The sequence below is a fragment of the Acidobacteriota bacterium genome (genome assembly GCA_016184105.1).
Taxonomy (GTDB): Bacteria; Acidobacteriota; Vicinamibacteria; order Vicinamibacterales; family 2-12-FULL-66-21; genus JACPDI01.
In genome coordinates this window covers 155,295-173,687 of the sequence record JACPDI010000040.1, presented here as the reverse complement: position 1 = coordinate 173,687, position 18,393 = coordinate 155,295, and the positions used below count along the sequence as shown (strand labels likewise).

19 protein-coding genes are annotated in these 18,393 nt (G+C 67.4%); 13 read left to right on the top strand and 6 right to left on the bottom strand.

From position 1 onward, the window contains the following. Window positions 1–6: 6 nt before the first annotated feature. The 3 genes from HYU53_14820 to HYU53_14810 are packed head-to-tail and all read right to left on the bottom strand — an operon-like array spanning window position 7 to window position 3,548. Window positions 7–621, bottom strand: coding sequence for a GDYXXLXY domain-containing protein (locus HYU53_14820; protein MBI2222466.1), 615 nt, complete (start codon window positions 619–621; stop codon window positions 7–9). After that, window positions 621–1,940, bottom strand: coding sequence for a DUF2157 domain-containing protein (locus HYU53_14815; GenBank protein MBI2222465.1), 1,320 nt, complete (start codon window positions 1,938–1,940; stop codon window positions 621–623). The genes HYU53_14820 and HYU53_14815 overlap by 1 nt, the downstream gene beginning before the upstream one ends. A gap of 24 nt (window positions 1,941–1,964) precedes the next feature. Further along, on the bottom strand, window positions 1,965–3,548 hold the full coding sequence (locus tag HYU53_14810; protein MBI2222464.1) for an FAD-dependent thymidylate synthase: 1,584 nt from the start codon (window positions 3,546–3,548) through the stop codon (window positions 1,965–1,967). Window positions 3,549–3,573: 25 nt separating this feature from the next. Between HYU53_14810 and HYU53_14805 the strand changes: the two genes are divergently transcribed. Next, window positions 3,574–3,987 (top strand): acyl-CoA thioesterase, encoded by a 414-nt coding sequence (locus tag HYU53_14805; GenBank protein MBI2222463.1) that lies wholly within the window; start codon window positions 3,574–3,576, stop codon window positions 3,985–3,987. A 42-nt stretch (window positions 3,988–4,029) separates the two neighbouring features. On the opposite strand, the gene HYU53_14800 is transcribed toward HYU53_14805, so the two are convergent. Beyond that, window positions 4,030–4,239: a glutaredoxin family protein gene (locus HYU53_14800; protein MBI2222462.1), complete on the bottom strand. Its 210-nt coding sequence runs from the start codon at window positions 4,237–4,239 to the stop codon at window positions 4,030–4,032. A gap of 91 nt (window positions 4,240–4,330) precedes the next feature. Between HYU53_14800 and HYU53_14795 the strand changes: the two genes are divergently transcribed. From HYU53_14795 to HYU53_14775, 5 genes are read left to right on the top strand one after another with little or no spacing between them, the layout of a single operon-like run. Continuing rightward, window positions 4,331–5,167 carry an outer membrane lipoprotein-sorting protein gene (locus tag HYU53_14795; protein ID MBI2222461.1) on the top strand — a complete coding sequence of 279 codons (837 nt, stop codon included), beginning with the start codon at window positions 4,331–4,333 and terminating at the stop codon, window positions 5,165–5,167. Then, a complete protein-coding gene (locus HYU53_14790; GenBank protein MBI2222460.1) occupies window positions 5,164–7,584 on the top strand; it encodes an MMPL family transporter in 2,421 nt (806 codons plus the stop codon). Before HYU53_14795 ends, HYU53_14790 begins: the two co-directional genes overlap by 4 nt. Continuing rightward, the gene (locus tag HYU53_14785; GenBank protein ID MBI2222459.1) at window positions 7,581–8,591 is read left to right on the top strand and encodes a hypothetical protein; all 1,011 of its coding nucleotides are present in this window, start codon (window positions 7,581–7,583) and stop codon (window positions 8,589–8,591) included. Before HYU53_14790 ends, HYU53_14785 begins: the two co-directional genes overlap by 4 nt. Further along, on the top strand, window positions 8,588–8,752 hold the full coding sequence (locus HYU53_14780; protein MBI2222458.1) for a hypothetical protein: 165 nt from the start codon (window positions 8,588–8,590) through the stop codon (window positions 8,750–8,752). Before HYU53_14785 ends, HYU53_14780 begins: the two co-directional genes overlap by 4 nt. Before the next feature lie 26 nt (window positions 8,753–8,778). After that, complete coding sequence (locus HYU53_14775) at window positions 8,779–9,591, top strand: MBL fold metallo-hydrolase (protein MBI2222457.1); 813 nt, start codon at window positions 8,779–8,781, stop codon at window positions 9,589–9,591. A 303-nt stretch (window positions 9,592–9,894) separates the two neighbouring features. Here the strand turns inward: HYU53_14775 and HYU53_14770 are convergent, their stop codons facing one another. Both HYU53_14770 and HYU53_14765 read right to left on the bottom strand, forming a co-directional pair. Then, window positions 9,895–10,293: a transcriptional regulator gene (locus HYU53_14770; protein MBI2222456.1), complete on the bottom strand. Its 399-nt coding sequence runs from the start codon at window positions 10,291–10,293 to the stop codon at window positions 9,895–9,897. Further along, the gene (locus HYU53_14765) at window positions 10,286–10,885 is read right to left on the bottom strand and encodes a hypothetical protein (protein ID MBI2222455.1); all 600 of its coding nucleotides are present in this window, start codon (window positions 10,883–10,885) and stop codon (window positions 10,286–10,288) included. The genes HYU53_14770 and HYU53_14765 overlap by 8 nt, the downstream gene beginning before the upstream one ends. 148 nt (window positions 10,886–11,033) lie before the next feature. Between HYU53_14765 and HYU53_14760 the strand changes: the two genes are divergently transcribed. From HYU53_14760 to HYU53_14730, 7 genes are all read left to right on the top strand, one after another. Continuing rightward, window positions 11,034–11,885 (top strand): sulfurtransferase, encoded by an 852-nt coding sequence (locus HYU53_14760; protein ID MBI2222454.1) that lies wholly within the window; start codon window positions 11,034–11,036, stop codon window positions 11,883–11,885. Window positions 11,886–11,898: 13 nt separating this feature from the next. Beyond that, entirely contained in the window at window positions 11,899–13,269 is a 1,371-nt protein-coding gene (locus tag HYU53_14755; GenBank protein MBI2222453.1) for a dipeptidase, read from the top strand. A 131-nt stretch (window positions 13,270–13,400) separates the two neighbouring features. Beyond that, entirely contained in the window at window positions 13,401–14,360 is a 960-nt protein-coding gene (locus HYU53_14750) for a GDP-L-fucose synthase (GenBank protein ID MBI2222452.1), read from the top strand. A gap of 104 nt (window positions 14,361–14,464) precedes the next feature. Beyond that, complete coding sequence (locus tag HYU53_14745; GenBank protein ID MBI2222451.1) at window positions 14,465–15,097, top strand: hypothetical protein; 633 nt, start codon at window positions 14,465–14,467, stop codon at window positions 15,095–15,097. Between the two features lie 38 nt (window positions 15,098–15,135). Continuing rightward, window positions 15,136–16,428 carry a sigma-54-dependent Fis family transcriptional regulator gene (locus HYU53_14740; protein MBI2222450.1) on the top strand — a complete coding sequence of 431 codons (1,293 nt, stop codon included), beginning with the start codon at window positions 15,136–15,138 and terminating at the stop codon, window positions 16,426–16,428. Between the two features lie 116 nt (window positions 16,429–16,544). After that, on the top strand, window positions 16,545–17,045 hold the full coding sequence (locus tag HYU53_14735; protein ID MBI2222449.1) for a carboxypeptidase regulatory-like domain-containing protein: 501 nt from the start codon (window positions 16,545–16,547) through the stop codon (window positions 17,043–17,045). Window positions 17,046–17,159: 114 nt separating this feature from the next. Then, the gene (locus tag HYU53_14730; protein ID MBI2222448.1) at window positions 17,160–18,392 is read left to right on the top strand and encodes an outer membrane beta-barrel protein; all 1,233 of its coding nucleotides are present in this window, start codon (window positions 17,160–17,162) and stop codon (window positions 18,390–18,392) included. Window position 18,393 lies beyond the last annotated feature (1 nt).

Here is an 18,393-nt window from a genome sequence, read left to right as displayed (position 1 = left end):
TCAGGCTCAGTCTTCGTCCTGCCGATACCGTCGTCCGTCGACGATGAGCGTGCGCAGGCGCGCCCGTCCGGCGGACGAGACCGCCACTTCCGCGAATACCGGCGTTCCCGAGCGTATCCGTTCCTCGATCTCCTTGCCGCGCCCCTGCTCGACGAAAAACGCGTCGATGCCGTATTCGACCGACAGGAACTCGGGCGGCTCACCGTTCCGGGAGGACCAGCTCGCGCGGCCGCGCAGGAACAATCCCCGGGCGGGCTTTCGAGTGCTCACGCGCACGGCCACGTGCTCCACGCCGGCTCCCCCGCCCTGCCGCCGCGGTTCGAGGACGACATAGACGGTCTGACCCGCAACATAGGGACGACCCGCCTGCCAGTGGCCTTCGAACGCGACGATGGTGGATGTCGGCGCGGCGGCAACGCGCCCGGCCTGCAGTGAATTGATCGGATATCGAAGGGTCACGTAATCGCCGCGAAACAGGTCTCGCGGATCGACCGGCACCACGCGGAGGTACACCGTTTCGCCGGTCCAGAGCGGCCAGGCGTGCCCGACCAGCATCGCCGCGAGCACGCCGATGCAGAACACGCCCGCGGCCATTGCCGCTTTCACCTTGTCTGCCACCATCACGCACCCCCGCCTGGAGAAACCGGCTGGCGATGACGCCACATGCGCGCGAGCGCGATCAGTCCAGCCGCCGTGGCGAACAGCAAGAGCGCCGACCACAGCATGTTCCCGACGAGGTCGATCCAGCGGACCACGAGGAACGACAGCGCCATGCCGACGCCCACCGCGAACAGCCGCAGATCGTCGATCCGGATGCCGGCCCGCAGCAGGACGACTGACATCGCGATCGCCAGCGCGCTGAACGCAATCGCGAATACGAGCCGCTGGGATGCCGGCAGGCCATCCGGCGAGCGGACGGCCACCACGGCGAGCACCGCCGGAACGATCGCGGCCGCAAGCAGCACGGGCAGCGCCTCACGCACGACTCGCCGTCGTGCTGCGGCCAGCCACGCGTAAGCGAGGAGCAGAGCGCCGAGGACCAGCAGTGGCCGGCGCGGGCCGCCGTCGGAGGGCGGGATACCCAGCACCTCCTTGATCATCAGCGGCAGAATTCCGACCGCCATGTAGATGGCTCCCATGCGGAGCCACGTCGGCCGGAGCCGTGAGCGCTCGCCGTGCAGCAGCCCGGTCGCGAACGCCGCACCGCCGGCGACGTACACCAGGCCGACCGCCGCAAGCGGCCACGCGTGGGACGCGATCAGGCTTTGCACGAAGAACCAGAACAGGACCACGGCGCCCCACACCGCCAGCAGCGTCGGCACCGCGAAGCGGTATGTGAGTCGCAGCGCCCCGGCGGCAAAAAGCGGGAACACCACCCCCGTGTCGCCGCTGAAGGAGATGCCCTCCATGCCTACCCACATGGCGAGGAGCACGAGGCTGAGCGCCAGTGTCAGCGGGCTGTCCAGCAGATGGGCGGTGAGGAGCGCGCCGAGCATCCACCACATCGCGGCATCGGGGTAATGGCCGCTCATGTGGAACACCTGCGCGAGGAGCCAGATTGCGTTGCCGTACAGCAGCACGCCCATGAACCCGAGCAGCTCGCCGGCCAGGGGGTGCCGGCGCGAGTACGCGAGCGCGGAGCCTCCGAACGAGGCGACGACCGCCGCGATGATCAGCGCCGCCTTCACGGCGCGCGGCATGTCGTCCCAGTTGTATCCGATGACGAGCAGCACGCCGACAGCGCCCATCAGGATCGCCAGCGCCCACAGCGCGAACTGCGTGGCGTGGCGGGCGAACCAGGTCGGCTCGTACCGATCGGCGATCCGTTGCGCCTGTTCGCCGTTGATCAGCCCGGTGGCACGCCAGGCCGCGAGCTCGCCCCGCAGCCACTCCAATCGCCGCCCCGAAAGTGGTTGTCGCGTCCCTTCTGGTCCTGCCATGGGATCCTCCAACCGCGCGGCTTCTCACGACGGGCCGCGGCGCTTCCGTTCCAGCTCTCTCTCTGCGTTCAACCTCTCGAGTTCGACCGCGGAATGGTCGGCGAACTTCATGGCGGCGGCAATCGCGTGGTGGCCGGCCTGGTCCGCGATCAGGCGATGCATCGCCTGGCAGATGCGGCGGTACGAAGGGTGTCCCTGCGGCGCCGTGCGCAGCTCGATGACGTGCATCGCTTCGCGCGCGTTCATGTCCATGTAGAAGCGCACGCGGTACGCCATGGCGACGGCGTAGGCGGCGACGGGCTGGAGCCCCTCGGCCACGATCGCGTCATACAGCGATGCCGACTGGTCCATCACCCACTGCCAGTCCTCGAGCGCGCCAGCGGTGCGGATCGCGTCGGGCTCGACGTACCCGTGGCGCGTGCTGAGGGGCTGCCATTCCAGCGTGAGCATGCGGTGGCGCTGCAGGTCGCGGAAGGCGCCGTAGTCGGCGAGCACGTCGAAGCGGTACCGCGTCCGCTCGAACGCGCGCCCCGGCTTATGGCGGCGGTTCGCGCGGTGGCCGATGTACGCGCGCAGGATCTCGGCGCGATTCTCTGCCGGCATGTCGCGCGCGATCGCCAGGAGCTGATCGTCCGGCAGATGCGACGCGGCGTACAGCGCCGAGGCGACGACCTTCGTCTCGCCGTCGGGGTCGAACTCCGAGAGGGTGACCTCCGCGCGCTCTTCGGCCACCGCATCGGCCAGCGCGTCGCGTGCCGCCCCCGCGGCCGCCTCGCGCGCGCACGCCAGGAATTCGCTCCAGCGCCCGCCGCGATCCGGCTGGTCCACGCGGGTGAGAAACGCCGGGATCACCTTGCGAAGTTCGGCGAGCATGAGGCCGGCATGGACGCGCACCTCTTCCAGAGGATGCGCGCGCATCCGGAGCAGCAGCGCCTCGTAGGCCTGGCCCGTCGCATAGATGCCGACGTTCGACCGGGTGGCGGCGGGCAGCATTCCGCGCAGCGTGTCCAGCGCCTTGGCGCGGATCGCGGCGCGATAGACGGCGTCCGAGTCTGCCTGCGCCTTCGGGTAGCGCGCCCGGAAGTGCTCCTGCATGGGGTCGATCCACCGCGCGTATCGTTCGAACGCGCCGTCGAGCGTCGACACAAACATCTGGCGCAACGCGGGACGCTGTTCGATTTCAGCAGGGACGTGGTAGCGCCAGTGTCCGTCGCGCTTCTGCGTGTAGGGGATATACCGGGTGGACTGCTCGAGATACGCCATCAGGCGCCCCCACTCGAGCACCTTCGTCAGGATGTTGGAGACGTCCTCGCAGGCGAGGTGCACGCCGCCAAGCTGCGCGACGGAATCGTCGCCGTAGTCATTGAAGACTTTCGCGTACAGCTGGTCGGCGCGCGCCGATCCGACCGATCCAGGGGCCGCGGCCTTCAGCGCGTCCCCTTCCAGGAACTCGTCCAGGAAAAGCCGCCGGAGCGACTTCGGCGACCGCGAGTAGCGCGCGAACAGCGCCCCCTTCACGGTTTCCGGCAGGTTGACCAGCGCGAAGACGGGGCCGTCGAGATTCGTGAAGTACGGTTCGAGCGCGCGGCGTTCGTCGGGCGTAAACAAGCGTTCGGATTATAGTGGTAAGAAGGTGGCAAATCACGTCTTCACCCATCGCCTCGACGTCCGCTTCCGCGACTGCGACGCGATGGGGCACGTCAACAACGCCGTCTATCTCACTTACATGGAGCAGGCGCGCTTCAAGCACTGGCGCGCGCTCTGGAACTACGCCGAGGATCGCTTTCCGGATCCCGGCGTGATCCTCGCCCGTGCCGAGTGCGACTACAAGTCGCCCGCGCGACTCGGCGAGGCCATCGAGGTGCGGCTCTCCGTCGCCGCGATCGGGCGCACGAGCTTCCAGTACGAATACGAAATCGTGAGCGGCGAGGACGGCCGGCTCATCGCGAACGCGAAGACCGTCCAGGTCGTCTACGACTACGCGAAGAACACGCCGGTGCCGGTGCCCGAGCGGTGGCGGGAGCTGCTCAACAAGAAGCTCGTCTGACAGGTGTCTTGCTGGTGCCGCGCACGGCGGCCGTCACACACCTCAAGTTCCGCCGTCGAAACCGATCGTGACGCTCGTGCCCTCGACGATGACGGGCACGCGGCGCTCGCCGTGCGAGAACTCGAGCATGCGCGTGAGCGCGGCCTTGTCCTTCTTGACGTTCAAGTACTCGAACGGGACCTTGCGCCGCTCGTGGTCCTGCCGCGCGGCCTCGGTGTACGGGCAGCCGTCCTTGCCGAAGATCAACACCATGCGGGAATGATAGCGCGAGCTGGCGCCCGGAAACAGCGCTCCGCGGGCGGCGCATCGCGGGATCCCCACGGTCTGAGATACGATCGATGCCGTGCCCCTCAAGGCGATGCGATCGCTCGGAGCGGCTCTGGTTGTCTGCTTCCTGCCTGGAGGTGGGGCCGACACGGATCCCCTGCACGCGCAGGGCAAGGTGACCGGCGAGTGGGTGGCGCGCCAGATCCAGGATCGCGATACCGGACGCGATTCCCGCGGCACGCTCCACCTGACGCTCTACGATCGCCACGGCCGCGCGCGCGAGCGCACGCTCACCCTGCTGTCCAAGCGAGGCGCCGGACGGGAAGGGGACAAGGTCCTGACGCGCTTCACGCGCCCGGAGGACATCAGGGGCACCAGCTTCCTCGTCTGGGAGCATCCGGCGGCGGAAGACGAACGGTTTCTGTACCTGCCCTCGCTCGGCCGGGTGCGACGGATCGCCGGATCGGAAGCGCAGGAGAGCTTCGTCGGCACCGACTTCAGCTACGAGGACATCGGCGGGCGCGAATTCGACGACTATACCTACGCCTTGCTCGGCAGCCCGGCGGACAACGCGACGTGGCGCGCCCCCGACGGTACCACGCAGCCCGCCTATCGCCTTGAGTCGAAGCGCAAGGACGCGAGCGCGAAGTATCCGCGAGTGGTATCGGTTGTCACAACAGATTTCGTGGTCGTAGGCGCCGAAGTGTTCAATCGCCGCGACGAGGGCGAAAAGGTGTACGCGGTCACACGGCTCGACAAGATCCAGGGCATCTGGACCGTCCTCGAGGCCGGGATGTCCAACCTGCTCGATCGGACGCGGACGCGCCTGCGGGTCGAGCGCATCGAGTACAACGCCGGGCTCTCCGACGCGCAGTTCTCGCGCCGCGAGTTGGAGCGCGGCGCAGGCCGATGAGCGATCGTCTCGCCGTCTTCCTCTATCGCTGGCGGAAACCGCTGTCGGCGCTGATCGTGCTGGGCGCCGTCCTGTCTCTGCCGTCGCTCGGCGTCATCACCAGGATCGACAACGACATCACCGCGTGGTTCTCCCGCGACGATCCGGTCTTTCAGCAGTACGAACGCTTCAGGAAGGAATTCGGCGGCACGCGCACCCTGATCGTCGCGCTGAAGGCGGAAGAAGGGACCGTATTCACCGCCGAGCGCTTCCAGTTCCTGGAACGCGCCACGGCGGACATCCAGCGCATCCGGCTCGTGCAGCGCGCCGACAGCCTCGCCACGACGAACATCGTCTCGGGTGCCAGCCAGGTCGGAGGGACGGGCGTTTTCGCAGGCGGCCGTGATCGTACACCGTCAGTTTCGGCCGCCGGCGAAAATGCTCGCCCCTCCGACCGAAGTTCCGACGACGACGCCACGCTGCTCGTGCGGCCGCTGTCCGACGTCTTCCGCGAGCAGGGCATCGCTGCCGTCCGGCGGCTCGCGATGCGGGACGACTTCATTCGCGGCGACCTCGTATCGGACGACGAGCGGGTCGTCGCGATCGTCGTGGGCTTCGACGAGGACCGGGTGGACGAGGTGCGGGCGCAGGTGGTCGACGCGGTGCACCGCGCGGTGACCTCGCGGCTGCCGGCCGGCCTGACCGCGCACTTCAACGGCAGCCTGGAGATCAGCGAAACCTATAACCGGATCACCCTCGACAACACGGCGAAGTTCACCCCCCCGATCCTTCTCCTCACGCTGGCCGCCATCTACCTGATGTTCCGGTCGTGGCGGCGCACCGCGCTGGCGATGTTCGCGGTGCTCGTCAGCGTGTTCTGGACCCTCGGCCTCTACACGGTGATCGGCTTCACCTACAACGTGCTCACGAGCATGCTCGTGCCGCTCATCATCGTCCTCGCGATCGCCGACGACGTGCACATCATGCAGCACTTTGAGCACGAGCGGCGCCACCGGGACGCGGAAGCCGCGTTCAAGGCCACGGTCAGCCACTTGTTCGCGCCGCTGCTCGGCGCGAGCGTCACCACGGCGCTCGGCATGCTCTCGCTCGCCACGAGCGACGTTGTCGCGGTCCGGCAGTTCGGGATCGGGTCGGCCGCCGGCATCATGATCGACTTCGTCATCTCCCTCGTGCTCGTGCCCTCGCTGCTCGCGTGGGTCCGCCGCGACACTGCATCGGCGGCGCCTCACGAGACGTATCTGGTCGAGCCGCTTCGGCGCGTCGCGAGGCTCTCCGCCGGCCGACCGAGGCTCGTGCTGTCGATCGCCGCCGCGATCGGCGCCGTCACGATTGCCGGCACGAGCCGGCTGTACGTGGACACCAATCACATCAATTTCTTCAGCAAGCGTCACCCGCTGAGCACGTCGGCGGCCGTCATCGACGAGGAGCTGTCCGGCATCTACAGCTTCAACATCCTGCTGGAAGGTCCGCCGGATTCCCTGAAGTCGCCGGACGCGATGCGCCGGATGGAGCGCGTGTCGGCGGAGCTGCTGCGGCTGCCGTACGTGAAGAAGGCGACGTCGGTCGCCGACTACGTGAAACGCATCAACCGCGAGCTGCACGATGGCCGGCCGGAATCCGCGGTCCTGCCGGCCGACGCGCCGGCCATTGCCCAGGAGCTGTTTGTCTTCGGCCTGTCGGACCGCGGTCGCGGCGAGCTGGAACGGATCGTGGCGAGCGATTACTCGCGCGCGCAGATGTCCGTGAAGCTCGCGTCGATGAGTTCGGACCTCGTCTTCGCGCAGATTGAAAAGGCGGAGCAGATCGCGGCCGACGCGTTTGCCGGCACGACCATCACGCCGACCGTCACGGGGTCCGGCCGGCTCTTTTCCACGCTCGACCATTACCTGGTGACCTCGCAGCTGAGCAGCTTCGCGACGGCCTTCGTCACCGTGTTCGGCGTGATCTTCCTGGTCTTCCGGTCGGCGCGTTTCGGCGTGCTCGCGATCTTCCCGAACCTCTTTCCGGTGCTGGCCGTGCTGGGCATGATGGGATGGCTCGACATCTCGATGAACGTGGCGACCATCATGGTCTCGAGCGTTGCGCTGGGCGTCGTGGACGACGACACGATCCATTTCATCAACCGGTTCCGCAGGGACCGCGCGCACGGCGCGACGGTAGACCGCGCGATCGAGGCGGCGACAGTTTTCGAAGGCCGCGCGGCGCTCACCACGGCGATCATCAACAGCGCGGGATTCGGCGTGCTGCTGGCGTCTGAATACCGTCCTACCGCGTGGTTCGGCGGCCTGCTCGGTCTGACGATGGCCACCGCGTTCCTGGCGGAGGTGTTCGTGCTGCCGGCGATTATCAAACTTGTGCCGTGGTTCCAGGGGGAGCGGGCACTCACCGCGGAACGCGCGGAAGCCGCGGGAGCATGAACACCAACGTGCGCGTCGTCCTGCCTGTCGTCGTCTTCAGCGTGTTCTGCGCGTCTTGCGGTGAGCTGACCGCGCAGACGCGCCCCAGCGGCTATGTCTGGCTGGCTGTGGATCGTCTGCCGAACGCGCCGGTCCCCGTCACCGAGCTGCGGGCGCGGCTCTTCGCCGAGGAGAAGTTCGGCCTCGGCCGCCTCACAATCCATCTGGCCGGCTTCGTGGAGGGACTCGTGGCCGACAGGGGCCGCGGCCAGACGGCGCGCGACGTCACCGCGCGGCCGCAGGAGGCGTACGTCGAGGTGGCCGGGGCTCGGGCGGACCTGCGCGCCGGCTACACGCGCGTGGTATGGGGCCGCCTCGACGAGATTCAGCCGACCGATATCGTGAATCCCCTGGACCTGGCGCGGTTCTTCCTGGAAGGCCGATCGGAGGCGCGGCTCGCCGTACCCCTCGTCCGAGGACGCCTCTTTTTCGGCGAGCGCGCGACGATGGATGCCGTGCTCGTGCCGACCTTTACGCGCGGATCATTCGATCTGCTCGACGAGCGCGCGTCACCCTTCAACCTGGAAGCAGACCGCATCGTCTGCCTGGGCATCGGCGTGTGCCGGCCGCTCGACCCCGCGGTGCTCGAGCCGCCAACGTCCCTGCGAAACGTGCAGGGAGGCGCCCGCGTCTCCGCGACGGCGGGGCGGTGGGACTGGTCAGTGGCCGCGTACCGAGGGTTCGACGCGTTCGGGACCTTCAAGGTGCAGCCGCCCGACCCGCTGGCGCTCGCGCCGCTGATGCAGGCGGCGCGGACCTTCCCGCGTTTGACGATGGTCGGCGGCGACTTCGAGACCGCGCGGGAGAACTGGGCGCTGCGCGGCGAGGTCGCCGCGATTCACAGCGACGTCGATCGGGTGGACGTGGGCGCCGGTGTCGACCGGCGGGCCGGTCGGTTCCACGTGAGCGGCACGTTGCTCGTCCATCGCGAATCGGCCGCCGGCGAACCTTCGCGGTATACAACATGACGGATCGGTCGGCGTTTGCCCGGAACATCACGTCGATGGAGCTTGTGGAAGATGTCGCGATTGAAGGGTCGGTGGGATGGTTCATCGGCAGGAGCGCCGACGCAATCGGGCGTTTCGCCGACCGCGATTTCCTCTACGCGCGCCTGCGAGTACACTTCTGACTTTTCCTGAACCCTGAACCCAGACAGTGCACTTCACTCCTCTCCCAGCCAACAACCCCAGCATCTATACCGGCCGCACCGGGAACAACACGTATCTGCTGCCCGGCGCAGAACCGGCGCTCATCGACGCTGGTGTGGGCAACGCGGCGCACGTCGCTGCCATCGAGGAGCAGCTTGCCGGCGCGGCGCTCGCCCGCGTGATTGTCACGCACGCGCATTCCGATCACGCTTCCGGCGCGCAGGCGCTCGCGGCCCGGTGGCCGTCGGCGGAATTCCTGAAGGTGCCATGGCCGGACCGCGACGTGAAGTATCCCGTGCCGTGGACGCCGCTCCGCGATGGAGATCAATTGCGCGCGGGGGGTGCCGTGTTGACCGTGGTGCACACGCCCGGCCACGCGCCGGACCATGTCTGCCTGTGGCACGAGGGCACGCGCTCGCTGTTTTCCGGCGACCTCGCCGTGCGCGGGATGAGCGTGGTGATTCCGGGGGGACGAGGCGGCAGCGTCGCCGAGTACCTTCGGTCGCTCGAGCGCGTCATGGCCATGAAGCCGTCCGTGCTGCTTCCGTCGCACGGGCCGGTAATCCGCGACGTCGAGGGGCTGCTGCGGCAGTACATCGCGCACCGGATTGAGCGGGAGCAGCAGATTGTCGAGGCGCTGGCCGCGCGGGCGCGCAGCGTTGACGACCTCGTGGCGCACCTCTATCCCACGCTCCACCCCAAGCTGAACGATGCGGCCCGCGGCAGCGTCGTCGCGCACCTGGAGAAGCTTCAGTCGGAGGAACGCGCCCGCGAAAGCTCCGGGGTGTGGATTGCCATCTCGCCCGGCTCGATTTGTTGATCCAGGCGATGGCGAGCGCACGACTCGCCTGTCGAGTCCACGAGACGCACGACGTGCCCGCCGTACGTCTCGTAGATACCGATGAGGCAGCCGCAGGGCTGTGCGTCGCTGCCCAAGGCTTTGAGGATCCGCATCACGGTCCTGACTGGAGGCGCTGGTTTGCTGCGCCGTTCGGGCGAACGGCGCATGCCGGTAAAGACTATCGGCGGGGCCGGATCGTTTAGTTTGTCGGTGTTTGTCCTACAAACCGGAAAGTGTGACTGTCACACTTATTAAGTGTGACTGTCACACTTACTTACGACCTTACGACTCAGCCGGCATCCAGCCCGGCGGGAGCGATGGGAGCCGTTCGGGTCGCCTGGTCGCTCGCGGCAACGCGTCCTTGACCACCTTCTCCAGCTCTTCCAGGTACTCGACGAATCGCCGGCGCCCTTCGGGCGTGAGCCGGCAGAGCGTCTGGGGGCGCCGTCCCTCGAACCCTTTCCAGATCTCGACCAGGCCGGCGTCGCGAAGCACGTCGAGATGACGGCTCAGATTGCCGTCGGTCAGGCCGCACAGGTGTTTCAACTCGCCGAACAGGAGCCCCTCGGTGCGCGTAACCAGCGAGGTCATGATGCTGAGCCGCGCCCGCTCGTGCATCACTCGATCGATGCCGTCGTAGGCAAACCTGCCAGGCTCGTGGTCGCTTCGCTTCTTAGTCATGGCGTTCGACATTCCAGTAGAGAACCAGCGCGGCCAGCAGCTGCCCGCCTCCGAACGTCCCTCCGACCGACCACGGCGATCGCGCGACGGGGGTTGGCGAGAGCCAGAGCAGTCCGACGCCCGCGGCAAAATAGAAGAGCGCCACCCAGCCGCTCGCACGAGGCAGGTAGGGTCGCGAGGCAAAGATTCCCAGGCCGAAAAAGAGCGACCAGACGCCCGGGAGGGTCGCCACGAGCGCGGGGCTCACGCGCAGAAACGTGAGGGTGACGAGCGCCCCTGCCACCATCGCGGGAAGGAACTGCCCGACGACCCGGCGCGTGCGGCGCCGTTCGGTCGTGCCCTCGTGCACGAGGTAGTTGTGGACGATCTCGCTGCTCGCGATCAGGCCGCAGACGATGGCGACGCCCGACCAGTAGAGGACGAAGCCGATCGGGTCGTGCCATCCGAGTGCGGGCGGCTGCATTGCCGCCGCGGCAATTCCGGCCACGCCCGAGCATGCCATCGGCAGAGGCCGGTACCCGCGATACACCTCCCCCTTGGCGAGGTGCTGGTGGATCTCGGCGATCTGGTCGAGCGCGCGGCCGACGTTCATCGCTTGTACTTTGCACTGTAAAGTGTCTCAGCGTCAACACCCCCGCTCTCGCTGTGCCTCAAGGGCCCGCCGCCCTGGTCGGCAACCCGCGGAGCGGTGGGCGGCACCGCACCCGGCCGCGCCGCTCCTGGTGTACGATCGCTCTTCTGTGACCGACCATCCGAACGCACGCCTGCTCATCGGCCCCGCCGAGCTGCAGAAGCTCGACCGCGTCCAGGTGATCGACACGCGCCCGGCTGAGCGGTTTGCCGCCGGCCGCATTCCAGGCGCCATTCACCTCGAGCTGTGGGGTCTCAGCCTCAACGACACCGACCCCGCGCCGATGCGGGCATTCCTCTGGACCATCAGCCACTACCTGACCACGCGCGGCATCGATCCCAAGCCTCCCGTCGCGGTCTATGAAGACAGCGAGACCGGCATCCGCGCGGCACGCGCCTTCTGGTTCCTCGAGTACTTCGGCCACCCGGACGTGCGCGTCCTCGATGGCGGCTTCCAGGCGTGGAAGGGCGCCGGCCTGCCGATTGAAACCGGTGAAGCGAAGACGGCGCCGAAAGGCACGTGGCCCGACGATGGGAGCACCGGGCGGCGGGAGGACACGCTCGCCGGCTGGCGCGATGTGTTCGCGGGTGCGGGCGCGCCGGGGCATCGGCACGACCTTGCGATACTCGACACCAGGTCCGAGCAGGAGTATCGCGGCACCCTGAAGCGCGCCAGTCGCGCGGGCGCGATACCGAACGCCATTCACGTCGAGTGGAGGGACAACCTCGACGCGACCGGCCGCTTCAAGTCCGCCGCCGACCTGCGGAGGCTGTACGAAGCGAAAGGCATCACGCCCGATCGCGACGTGATTTCCTACTGCCAGGGAGGCTACCGCGCCGCGCACGGATACCTCGCGCTGCGGCTGCTCGGCTACCCTCGCGTCCGCAACTATGTCGCATCGTGGGCCGAGTGGGGGAATCGGGAAGAGCTGCCGGTCGAACAGGTAAAAGGGCAAAGGTAAGAGGGAAAACGCAATGAATCGCGTGATTGACTTCATCAACACGAACCGCGACCGCTACATCGACGAGCTGAAGCAGTACCTTGCCATCCCCAGCATCTCCGCGCTGCCGCAGCACCAGGGCGATCTGCGGCGCTGCGCCGAATACACCGCCGAGGAGCTGAAGCGCATCGGCCTCGAGAACGTCCGCCTGATCGAAACCCCGGGCAACCCGGTGGTGTACGCCGACTGGCTGCAGGCCGCCGGCGCGCCGACGATGCTCTTCTACGGCCACTACGACGTGCAGCCGGTCGATCCGCTGGAACTCTGGGAGTCGCCTCCCTTCGAGGCGACGGTGCGCGAGGGGGAGTTGTACGCGCGCGGCGCCGTCGACGACAAGGGACAGATCTTCATGCACTTCAAGGCGATCGAAGCGCACGTGAAGCAGAACGGCCGCCTGCCCATGAACATGAAGATCATCCTCGAGGGAGAGGAGGAGGTCGGCTCCGCCAACCTCGATACCTTCGTGCGCGACAACAAGGATCTCCTCTCCGCCGACGTCGTTGTCATCAGCGACTCGCCGATGTTCGAGCGCGGCATCCCGTCGATCTGCTACGGCCTGCGCGGCCTCATCTACTTCCAGATCGACCTGCGCGGCACCAGGAGCGACCTGCACTCGGGCTCGTTCGGCGGCGCGGTCGCGAACCCCGCGTTCGTGCTCGCGCAGATCCTCGCGCAGATGAAGGACCGCGGCGGCCGCATCAAGATCCCCGGTTTCTACGACGAGGTGGTGCAGCTGACGGAGGAGGAACGCAACGAGTGGAAGCGCCTGCCGTTCAACGAGACGAAATACAAGAAGGACCTCGGCGCGCCGCGGCTGTTCGGGGAGACGGGCTACACCACGCTCGAGCGCGTGTGGGCGCGTCCCACCTTCGAGGTGAACGGGATCCTCAGCGGGTTCACGGGCGAGGGGGCGAAGACGGTCATCCCGGCGGTCGCGATGGCGAAGGTGAGCATGCGCCTCGTGCCGAACCAGGATCCCGACAAGATTGCGACGCTGTTCGAGGACTACCTGAAGAAGGTCGCGCCCAAGACGGTGGAGTTGAAGATCACGCGGATGCACGGAGGGAAGCCGTGGATGGCCGCCTTCGACAACACGTTCGTCCAGGCTGCCGGCCGCGCCATCGAGCAGGGCTTTGGGAAGAAGCCGGTGTTCAACCGCGAAGGGGGCTCGATTCCCGTCGTCTCCACGTTCCAGGAAGTGCTGGGGCTGCCCTCGGTGCTGTTCGGCGTGGGCCTGCCGGACGAGAACTCCCACGCGCCGAACGAGAAGCTGGATCTTTCCAACTTCCACAACGGCGTGATCTCGGCGGCTTATCTGTATGAGGAGATCTCGAAGCTGGGGTAGTGCGTTCAGTATCAAACATGCAACATCTGTCTTGACTCTTCCACCAACGGATGAGATTATTCCCATCTACCTCGACCTTTAAGCAGGCATCCTTGGCCTTGGGCTCGCGGCGCCTTTGGCCTTGAGTCAGTATGGACTCGCATTCCCGCGTTTACGTCGCCGGGCACAGGGGCCTGGTGGGCTCGGCGCTGGTTCGTAAGCTCGAGGCGGACGGCCACCGGGACCTGCTCCTTGCCACGCGCGAGCAGCTCGACCTGCGCGATCAGGCGGCGGTGAACTACTGGTTCAAGGCGAACCGGCCCGAGTACGTCTTCCTGGTGGCGGGCACCGTTGGCGGCATCCTCGCCAACTCCACGCGCCCCGCCGAGTTCATCTACGACAACATGCTCATTCACGCGACGGTGGTGCACGCGGCGCACCTGTTCGGCGTGAAGAAGCTGCTGTATCTCGGCAGCTCCTGCATTTATCCGCGGCTCGCGCCGCAGCCGATGACGGAAGACGCGCTGCTGAGCGGCCCGCTCGAGCCCACCAACGAGTCGTACGCCATCGCGAAGATCGCGGGCATCAAGTTGTGCCAGGCGTATCGCGCGCAGTACGGGTCGAACTTCATCTCGGCGATGCCGACGAATCTGTACGGCCCGAACGACAACTTCGCTCTTGCCAGCTCGCACGTGCTGCCGGCGCTCATCCGCAAGTTCCACGACGCGAAGGAGGCCGGCGCGCGCGAGGTGACGATCTGGGGCACCGGCGCGCCTCGACGCGAGTTTCTGCACGTGGACGATCTCGCGGACGCCTGCGCCTTCCTGATGGAGCGGTACGACGAGAGCGCGCACGTGAACGTCGGCACGGGCGAGGACGTGACCATCGCGGATCTGGCGGGGATGGTGCGCGACGCGGTGTATCCGGACGCGAAGATCGTGTACGACACGACGAAACCGGATGGCGCTCCACGCAAGCTCCTGGACGTCTCCAAGCTGCACGCGCTTGGCTGGCGCCACCGGACGCCGCTCCGCAGGGGCATCGCGTCAACTTACAGGTGGTTCCTCGAACATCAGCGCGCGTTCAGGGACACGGACGCCGTGCACGCATGAAAGCACTCCCTCGACTCGTGACGTTCCAGTCCGCTCGCGCCAGGGCCGGCGCCGGTGCTGGCTGGACGCTTGGGCATTTTTGCTGCCGGCGTAGGAAATGGTCCGTGTCCCGCTACTCAGCCGCAGCGTTGGTGCTCGTTGGCGCGGCGATGTCCGCCTGTGCCCCCGACCCCGAAAAGGAGCGGCTCGAGGCGACCACCAGAGCCACCTACGACCCGCAGACCGGCCGCCTCCAGCGTCTGACCTACGACAGCAACAAGAACGGCACGATCGACACGTGGACCTATATGGAGGGCACCCGTATCCTCCGTGCGGAAGTCGACACCAACGAGGACGGGAAGATCGATCGCTGGGAGATCCACGGCACCGGCAACACGCTCGAGAAGATCGGCTTCTCGCGCGCGGACGACGGCAAGGCGGACGCCTGGGCGTTCCAGCGTGCGGACGGCAAGATCGATCGCGTCGAGGTCTCGACGAAGCGCGACGGCGCGGTCGATCGCTGGGAGTGGTACGTGGCCGACGCGCTCGCGCGTGCCGAGGAGGACACCAACGGCGACGGCAAGGCGGACAAGTGGGAGACCTACGCCGCCGGCGCGCTGGAGACCGTCGCGTTCGACGAGAACAACGATGCGAAGCCGGACCGGCGGCTCACGTACGCCGCCGGCGCATTGAAGCTGATTGAAACCGATCCGGACGCGGCCGGCAAGTACACGAAACGGATTACTCCGACGCGATGACGCAGCGATTTCCGCGGACTCTGCGGTGAATCTTCGCAATGAAAGTCATCATTCTCTCCGCGGACTCCGCGGACTCCGCGGACCCCGCGCGCATCGCCGAATGGCTGGGCGCGCGCGGCTACAGCGTCATCACCGTGGGCACCGCCGCCAAGGCGACGGACGCGCTCCCGGAAGGTCCGGCGTTCGCCCTCGTCGATCTCGCCCTGCGCCAGGAATCGCTGAAGTTCCTGCGCGCCCTCGTGACGAACAACCACAGCGCCTGGACCATCGCGATCGCCGACCGCCGCGACGCCGGCAGCACCGCCGAGGCGCTCCGTCTGGGCGTCGTGGACATCATCACCCGGCCGGTGCGGGAAGCCGACATGCTGTCGGCGCTTGCCAACGTCCGCGAGTTCGCCGGACTGGCCGGACGCAAGCCGCAGCCGGTTGCCGAGGCCGCGATCGACGGCCTGTTCACGCTGTCCCCACGCATGCGCGATGTGTACGAGATCGCGCGCCGCGTGGCGGCGAGCCGCTGCCCGATCCTCCTCGTCGGGGAGCGGGGGACCGGCCGCGAGACGGTGGCGCGCGCCATCCACCGTTACGGGCCGCAGCGTGACGGCGAGTTCGTCAAAGTCGTCGCGGGCGCCGACTGCACGCGGGAGCTCGCCCGTGCGATCGAGCACCACCGGGGAGGCACCCTCTACATCGAAGACGTCAGCCTGCTGCCAGAGCCGGCGCAGGCGCGGCTCGAGAGATGGCTGCGCGGTGCGCAGGACGCGCCCGTGCTGGACAACGGCCATCCCACCGTGCGCACGGTTGCTGGAGCGCAGCCGCGCATTGACGGCTTTACCGATCGCCGCACCTTCCGCCGCACCCTCTTCGAGGCGCTCTCCGTCGTCCGGCTCGAGCTGCCCACGCTTCGCGAGCGGTCGCAGGACATCCCGCTGCTCGCCCTGCTCTTCATGAAAGAGGCCTGCGCGCGCCACGACATGGCCGCCAAGAGCTTCTCGCGCAGCGCGCTCGCGCTGCTCTCGTCCCTCCCCTGGCGGGGCAACGCCGCGGAGCTGCGCGGCCTGGTCGAGCGCCTCGCCGTCATGGTCCCGCGTGGCGTCGTCCTTCAGGAGGACGTCCTTCAGCACGTGCGGTTCGACGGTGCCAGCGCCCGGGGGGGCACCGTCGGGACCCTCCGGGAGGCCCGGCATCAGTTCGAGCGCGAATTCATCGCCTCCGCCCTCCAGCGCCATGGCTGGCGGATGGAAGCGGCGGCCTCCGAGCTCGGGATCGAGCGGACCAACCTGTATAGAAAGATGAAGCAGCTGTCCATAATTAAAGGCGAGGGAAGGGCTTAGCGGCGCGCGTCTCCCTACAACATCACGTTGCAGTTTCGATACAGATCGGCTTTCGTTCTATTGACCCAACCGCAGAGATAAACCAGACTCTGCAGCGCGAAACGCACAGAGGCTCCATGCGAAAGATTCTCTCGGCGTTGACGTGTCTCGCGGTTGCGGTTTCGGCCATTCCCGTCGGCGCGGCGCGCGTCGTGCCGCGCCAGGATCAGACGGGAGGGGTGCAGGGCGTCGCCCGGAACGCCCAGCAGCAGACCCTCGCGAACCACACCGTGCAGATCCGCAACGTGCAGACGGGGCAGCTCGCCGGCACCGGCACGACCAACGCCTCTGGGCAGTTCACGTTCACCGGCCTCAATCCGGGGAACTACGTGGTGGAAATGGTGAACGCCGCCGGCCAGATCGTCGGCACCACTGTTCCGATCAGCGTGGCGGCCGGCACGATGGCGACAGTGGCGGTGACCGCCAGCGCGGCAGGTGCCCTCGCGGCCGCCGGCGGCGCCGGCTTCGGGATATTCGGCCTCGGCTCGGCGGCCAGCGCGGCCATCATCGGCGGCGTCGCGGTGGGGCTGACCGCGGGAGTGGTTGCGACCACGAACAACGCGAGCCCGTCGCGGTAGGTACGGTTCCAGGCGGGCTGCGGCCGGAGACACTTCGACAAACCGCTCGCGCGTCGGACGCGGCTCTCGCGCCCCGGTGCGGGGTGTTCCCGCAGCGGGGCCGGTTATGAAGAGATGAGACTCCTGCGCGTTGCCGTTCTTGTGGCCGCCTGCGTGACCTGCTCGCGTCCGGCCTCCGGCCAGGCAGAACCGGACCCGCGGGCTGATGCACGCTTTCACGTCGGACCGTTATACCTGACGCCGACCATCTCCATTACCAACCTGGGCGTCGACAACAACGTGTTCAACTCGGCGGAAGCACCCGAGTCCGACTTCACCTTCTCGCTCCGACAGAATCTCGACGCCGCGGTTCCGTTCGGTCGGAAAGCGCTGCTGACCACGACAGGCGCGGTGACCGTCGACTATTACTGGAGATTCAGCAGGGAGCGCGCGGTCAGCGGCAACCTCGTCGCCAGGCTCGAGCACTATCTGAACCGCATGACGATCTTCCTGGAGGCAGGCGAGGAGAGCACGCGCCAGCGGCCGAACTTCGAGATCGACGCGAGGCTCCGGCGCGAGCATCGCTCGGGGTCGGCGGGTGTCTCCGTGCGCGTGTTTCGCAAGCTTTACCTGGAACCGTCCGTTGCCGTCTCAGAGGCCCGCTTCGACGCCACAGCGATGTACGACGGTGTGCAGCTGCGCGACACGCTGGGACGCGACACTCGAACGGGGCGTCTCGCCGCCAGGTGGCGCGCCACGCCGTTGACCAGCTTTGGGCTGCGTGTCGAGGCGGAAGCGGATCGCTTCCCGTGGGCCCCGGAAAGAAATGCCGACACGGCGCGGGTCACCGCAGGTGTCGACATGCGGCCGCGGGCGCTGGTTTCCGGGTCGGCCCATGTTGGCGTGCATCGTTTCCGGACGCTCAGCCGCAAGCTGCCCGACGATGAGGGGCTGTTCGCCCAGGCGACGCTCGCATACAGGATCGTGAGTTCGACCTCGTTGGAACTGACGGCCAAACGCGACGTCGGCTATTCATATCAGGTGCGCGAACCCTATTACGTCGTCAAGATGTGGGGACTCGTCGTGCGGCGACACCTTGGCTCGTCCTTCGCCGCCTCACTGGGAGCGCTGCGGAACTGGTACGCGTACCGCCCGTTCGACCAAGCTCCTCCGGCCGTCGAGGACGCGGCGCTGAAGCCCGGGCGCGTCGACCTGACGTGGAATTACACCGCCTCCATCTCTCATGGTTCACCGCGTGGCAGGCAGGTGGGCGTCGCCGCCTCGTACGTTGACCGGCAGTCAAGCACGAAGCGGACACTCGCGTACAACTCGACACGGGTTGGCATGTTCGTGGTCCAGCGTTTCTGAC

Bases quoted from the DNA above. Each gene is read 5' to 3' on its own strand.
- HYU53_14770 (MBI2222456.1), bottom strand. From the start codon at position 10,293: ATGACTAAGAAGCGAAGCGACCACGAGCCTGGCAGGTTTGCCTACGAC.
- HYU53_14785 (MBI2222459.1), top strand. From the start codon at position 7,581: ATGAACACCAACGTGCGCGTCGTCCTGCCTGTCGTCGTCTTCAGCGTG.
- HYU53_14780 (MBI2222458.1), top strand. From the start codon at position 8,588: ATGACGGATCGGTCGGCGTTTGCCCGGAACATCACGTCGATGGAGCTT.
- HYU53_14730 (MBI2222448.1), top strand. From the start codon at position 17,160: ATGAGACTCCTGCGCGTTGCCGTTCTTGTGGCCGCCTGCGTGACCTGC.
- HYU53_14815 (MBI2222465.1), bottom strand. From the start codon at position 1,940: ATGGCAGGACCAGAAGGGACGCGACAACCACTTTCGGGGCGGCGATTG.
- HYU53_14790 (MBI2222460.1), top strand. From the start codon at position 5,164: ATGAGCGATCGTCTCGCCGTCTTCCTCTATCGCTGGCGGAAACCGCTG.
- HYU53_14735 (MBI2222449.1), top strand. From the start codon at position 16,545: ATGCGAAAGATTCTCTCGGCGTTGACGTGTCTCGCGGTTGCGGTTTCG.
- HYU53_14820 (MBI2222466.1), bottom strand. From the start codon at position 621: ATGGTGGCAGACAAGGTGAAAGCGGCAATGGCCGCGGGCGTGTTCTGC.
- HYU53_14765 (MBI2222455.1), bottom strand. From the start codon at position 10,885: ATGAACGTCGGCCGCGCGCTCGACCAGATCGCCGAGATCCACCAGCAC.
- HYU53_14755 (MBI2222453.1), top strand. From the start codon at position 11,899: ATGAATCGCGTGATTGACTTCATCAACACGAACCGCGACCGCTACATC.
- HYU53_14740 (MBI2222450.1), top strand. From the start codon at position 15,136: ATGAAAGTCATCATTCTCTCCGCGGACTCCGCGGACTCCGCGGACCCC.
- HYU53_14800 (MBI2222462.1), bottom strand. From the start codon at position 4,239: ATGGTGTTGATCTTCGGCAAGGACGGCTGCCCGTACACCGAGGCCGCG.
- HYU53_14750 (MBI2222452.1), top strand. From the start codon at position 13,401: ATGGACTCGCATTCCCGCGTTTACGTCGCCGGGCACAGGGGCCTGGTG.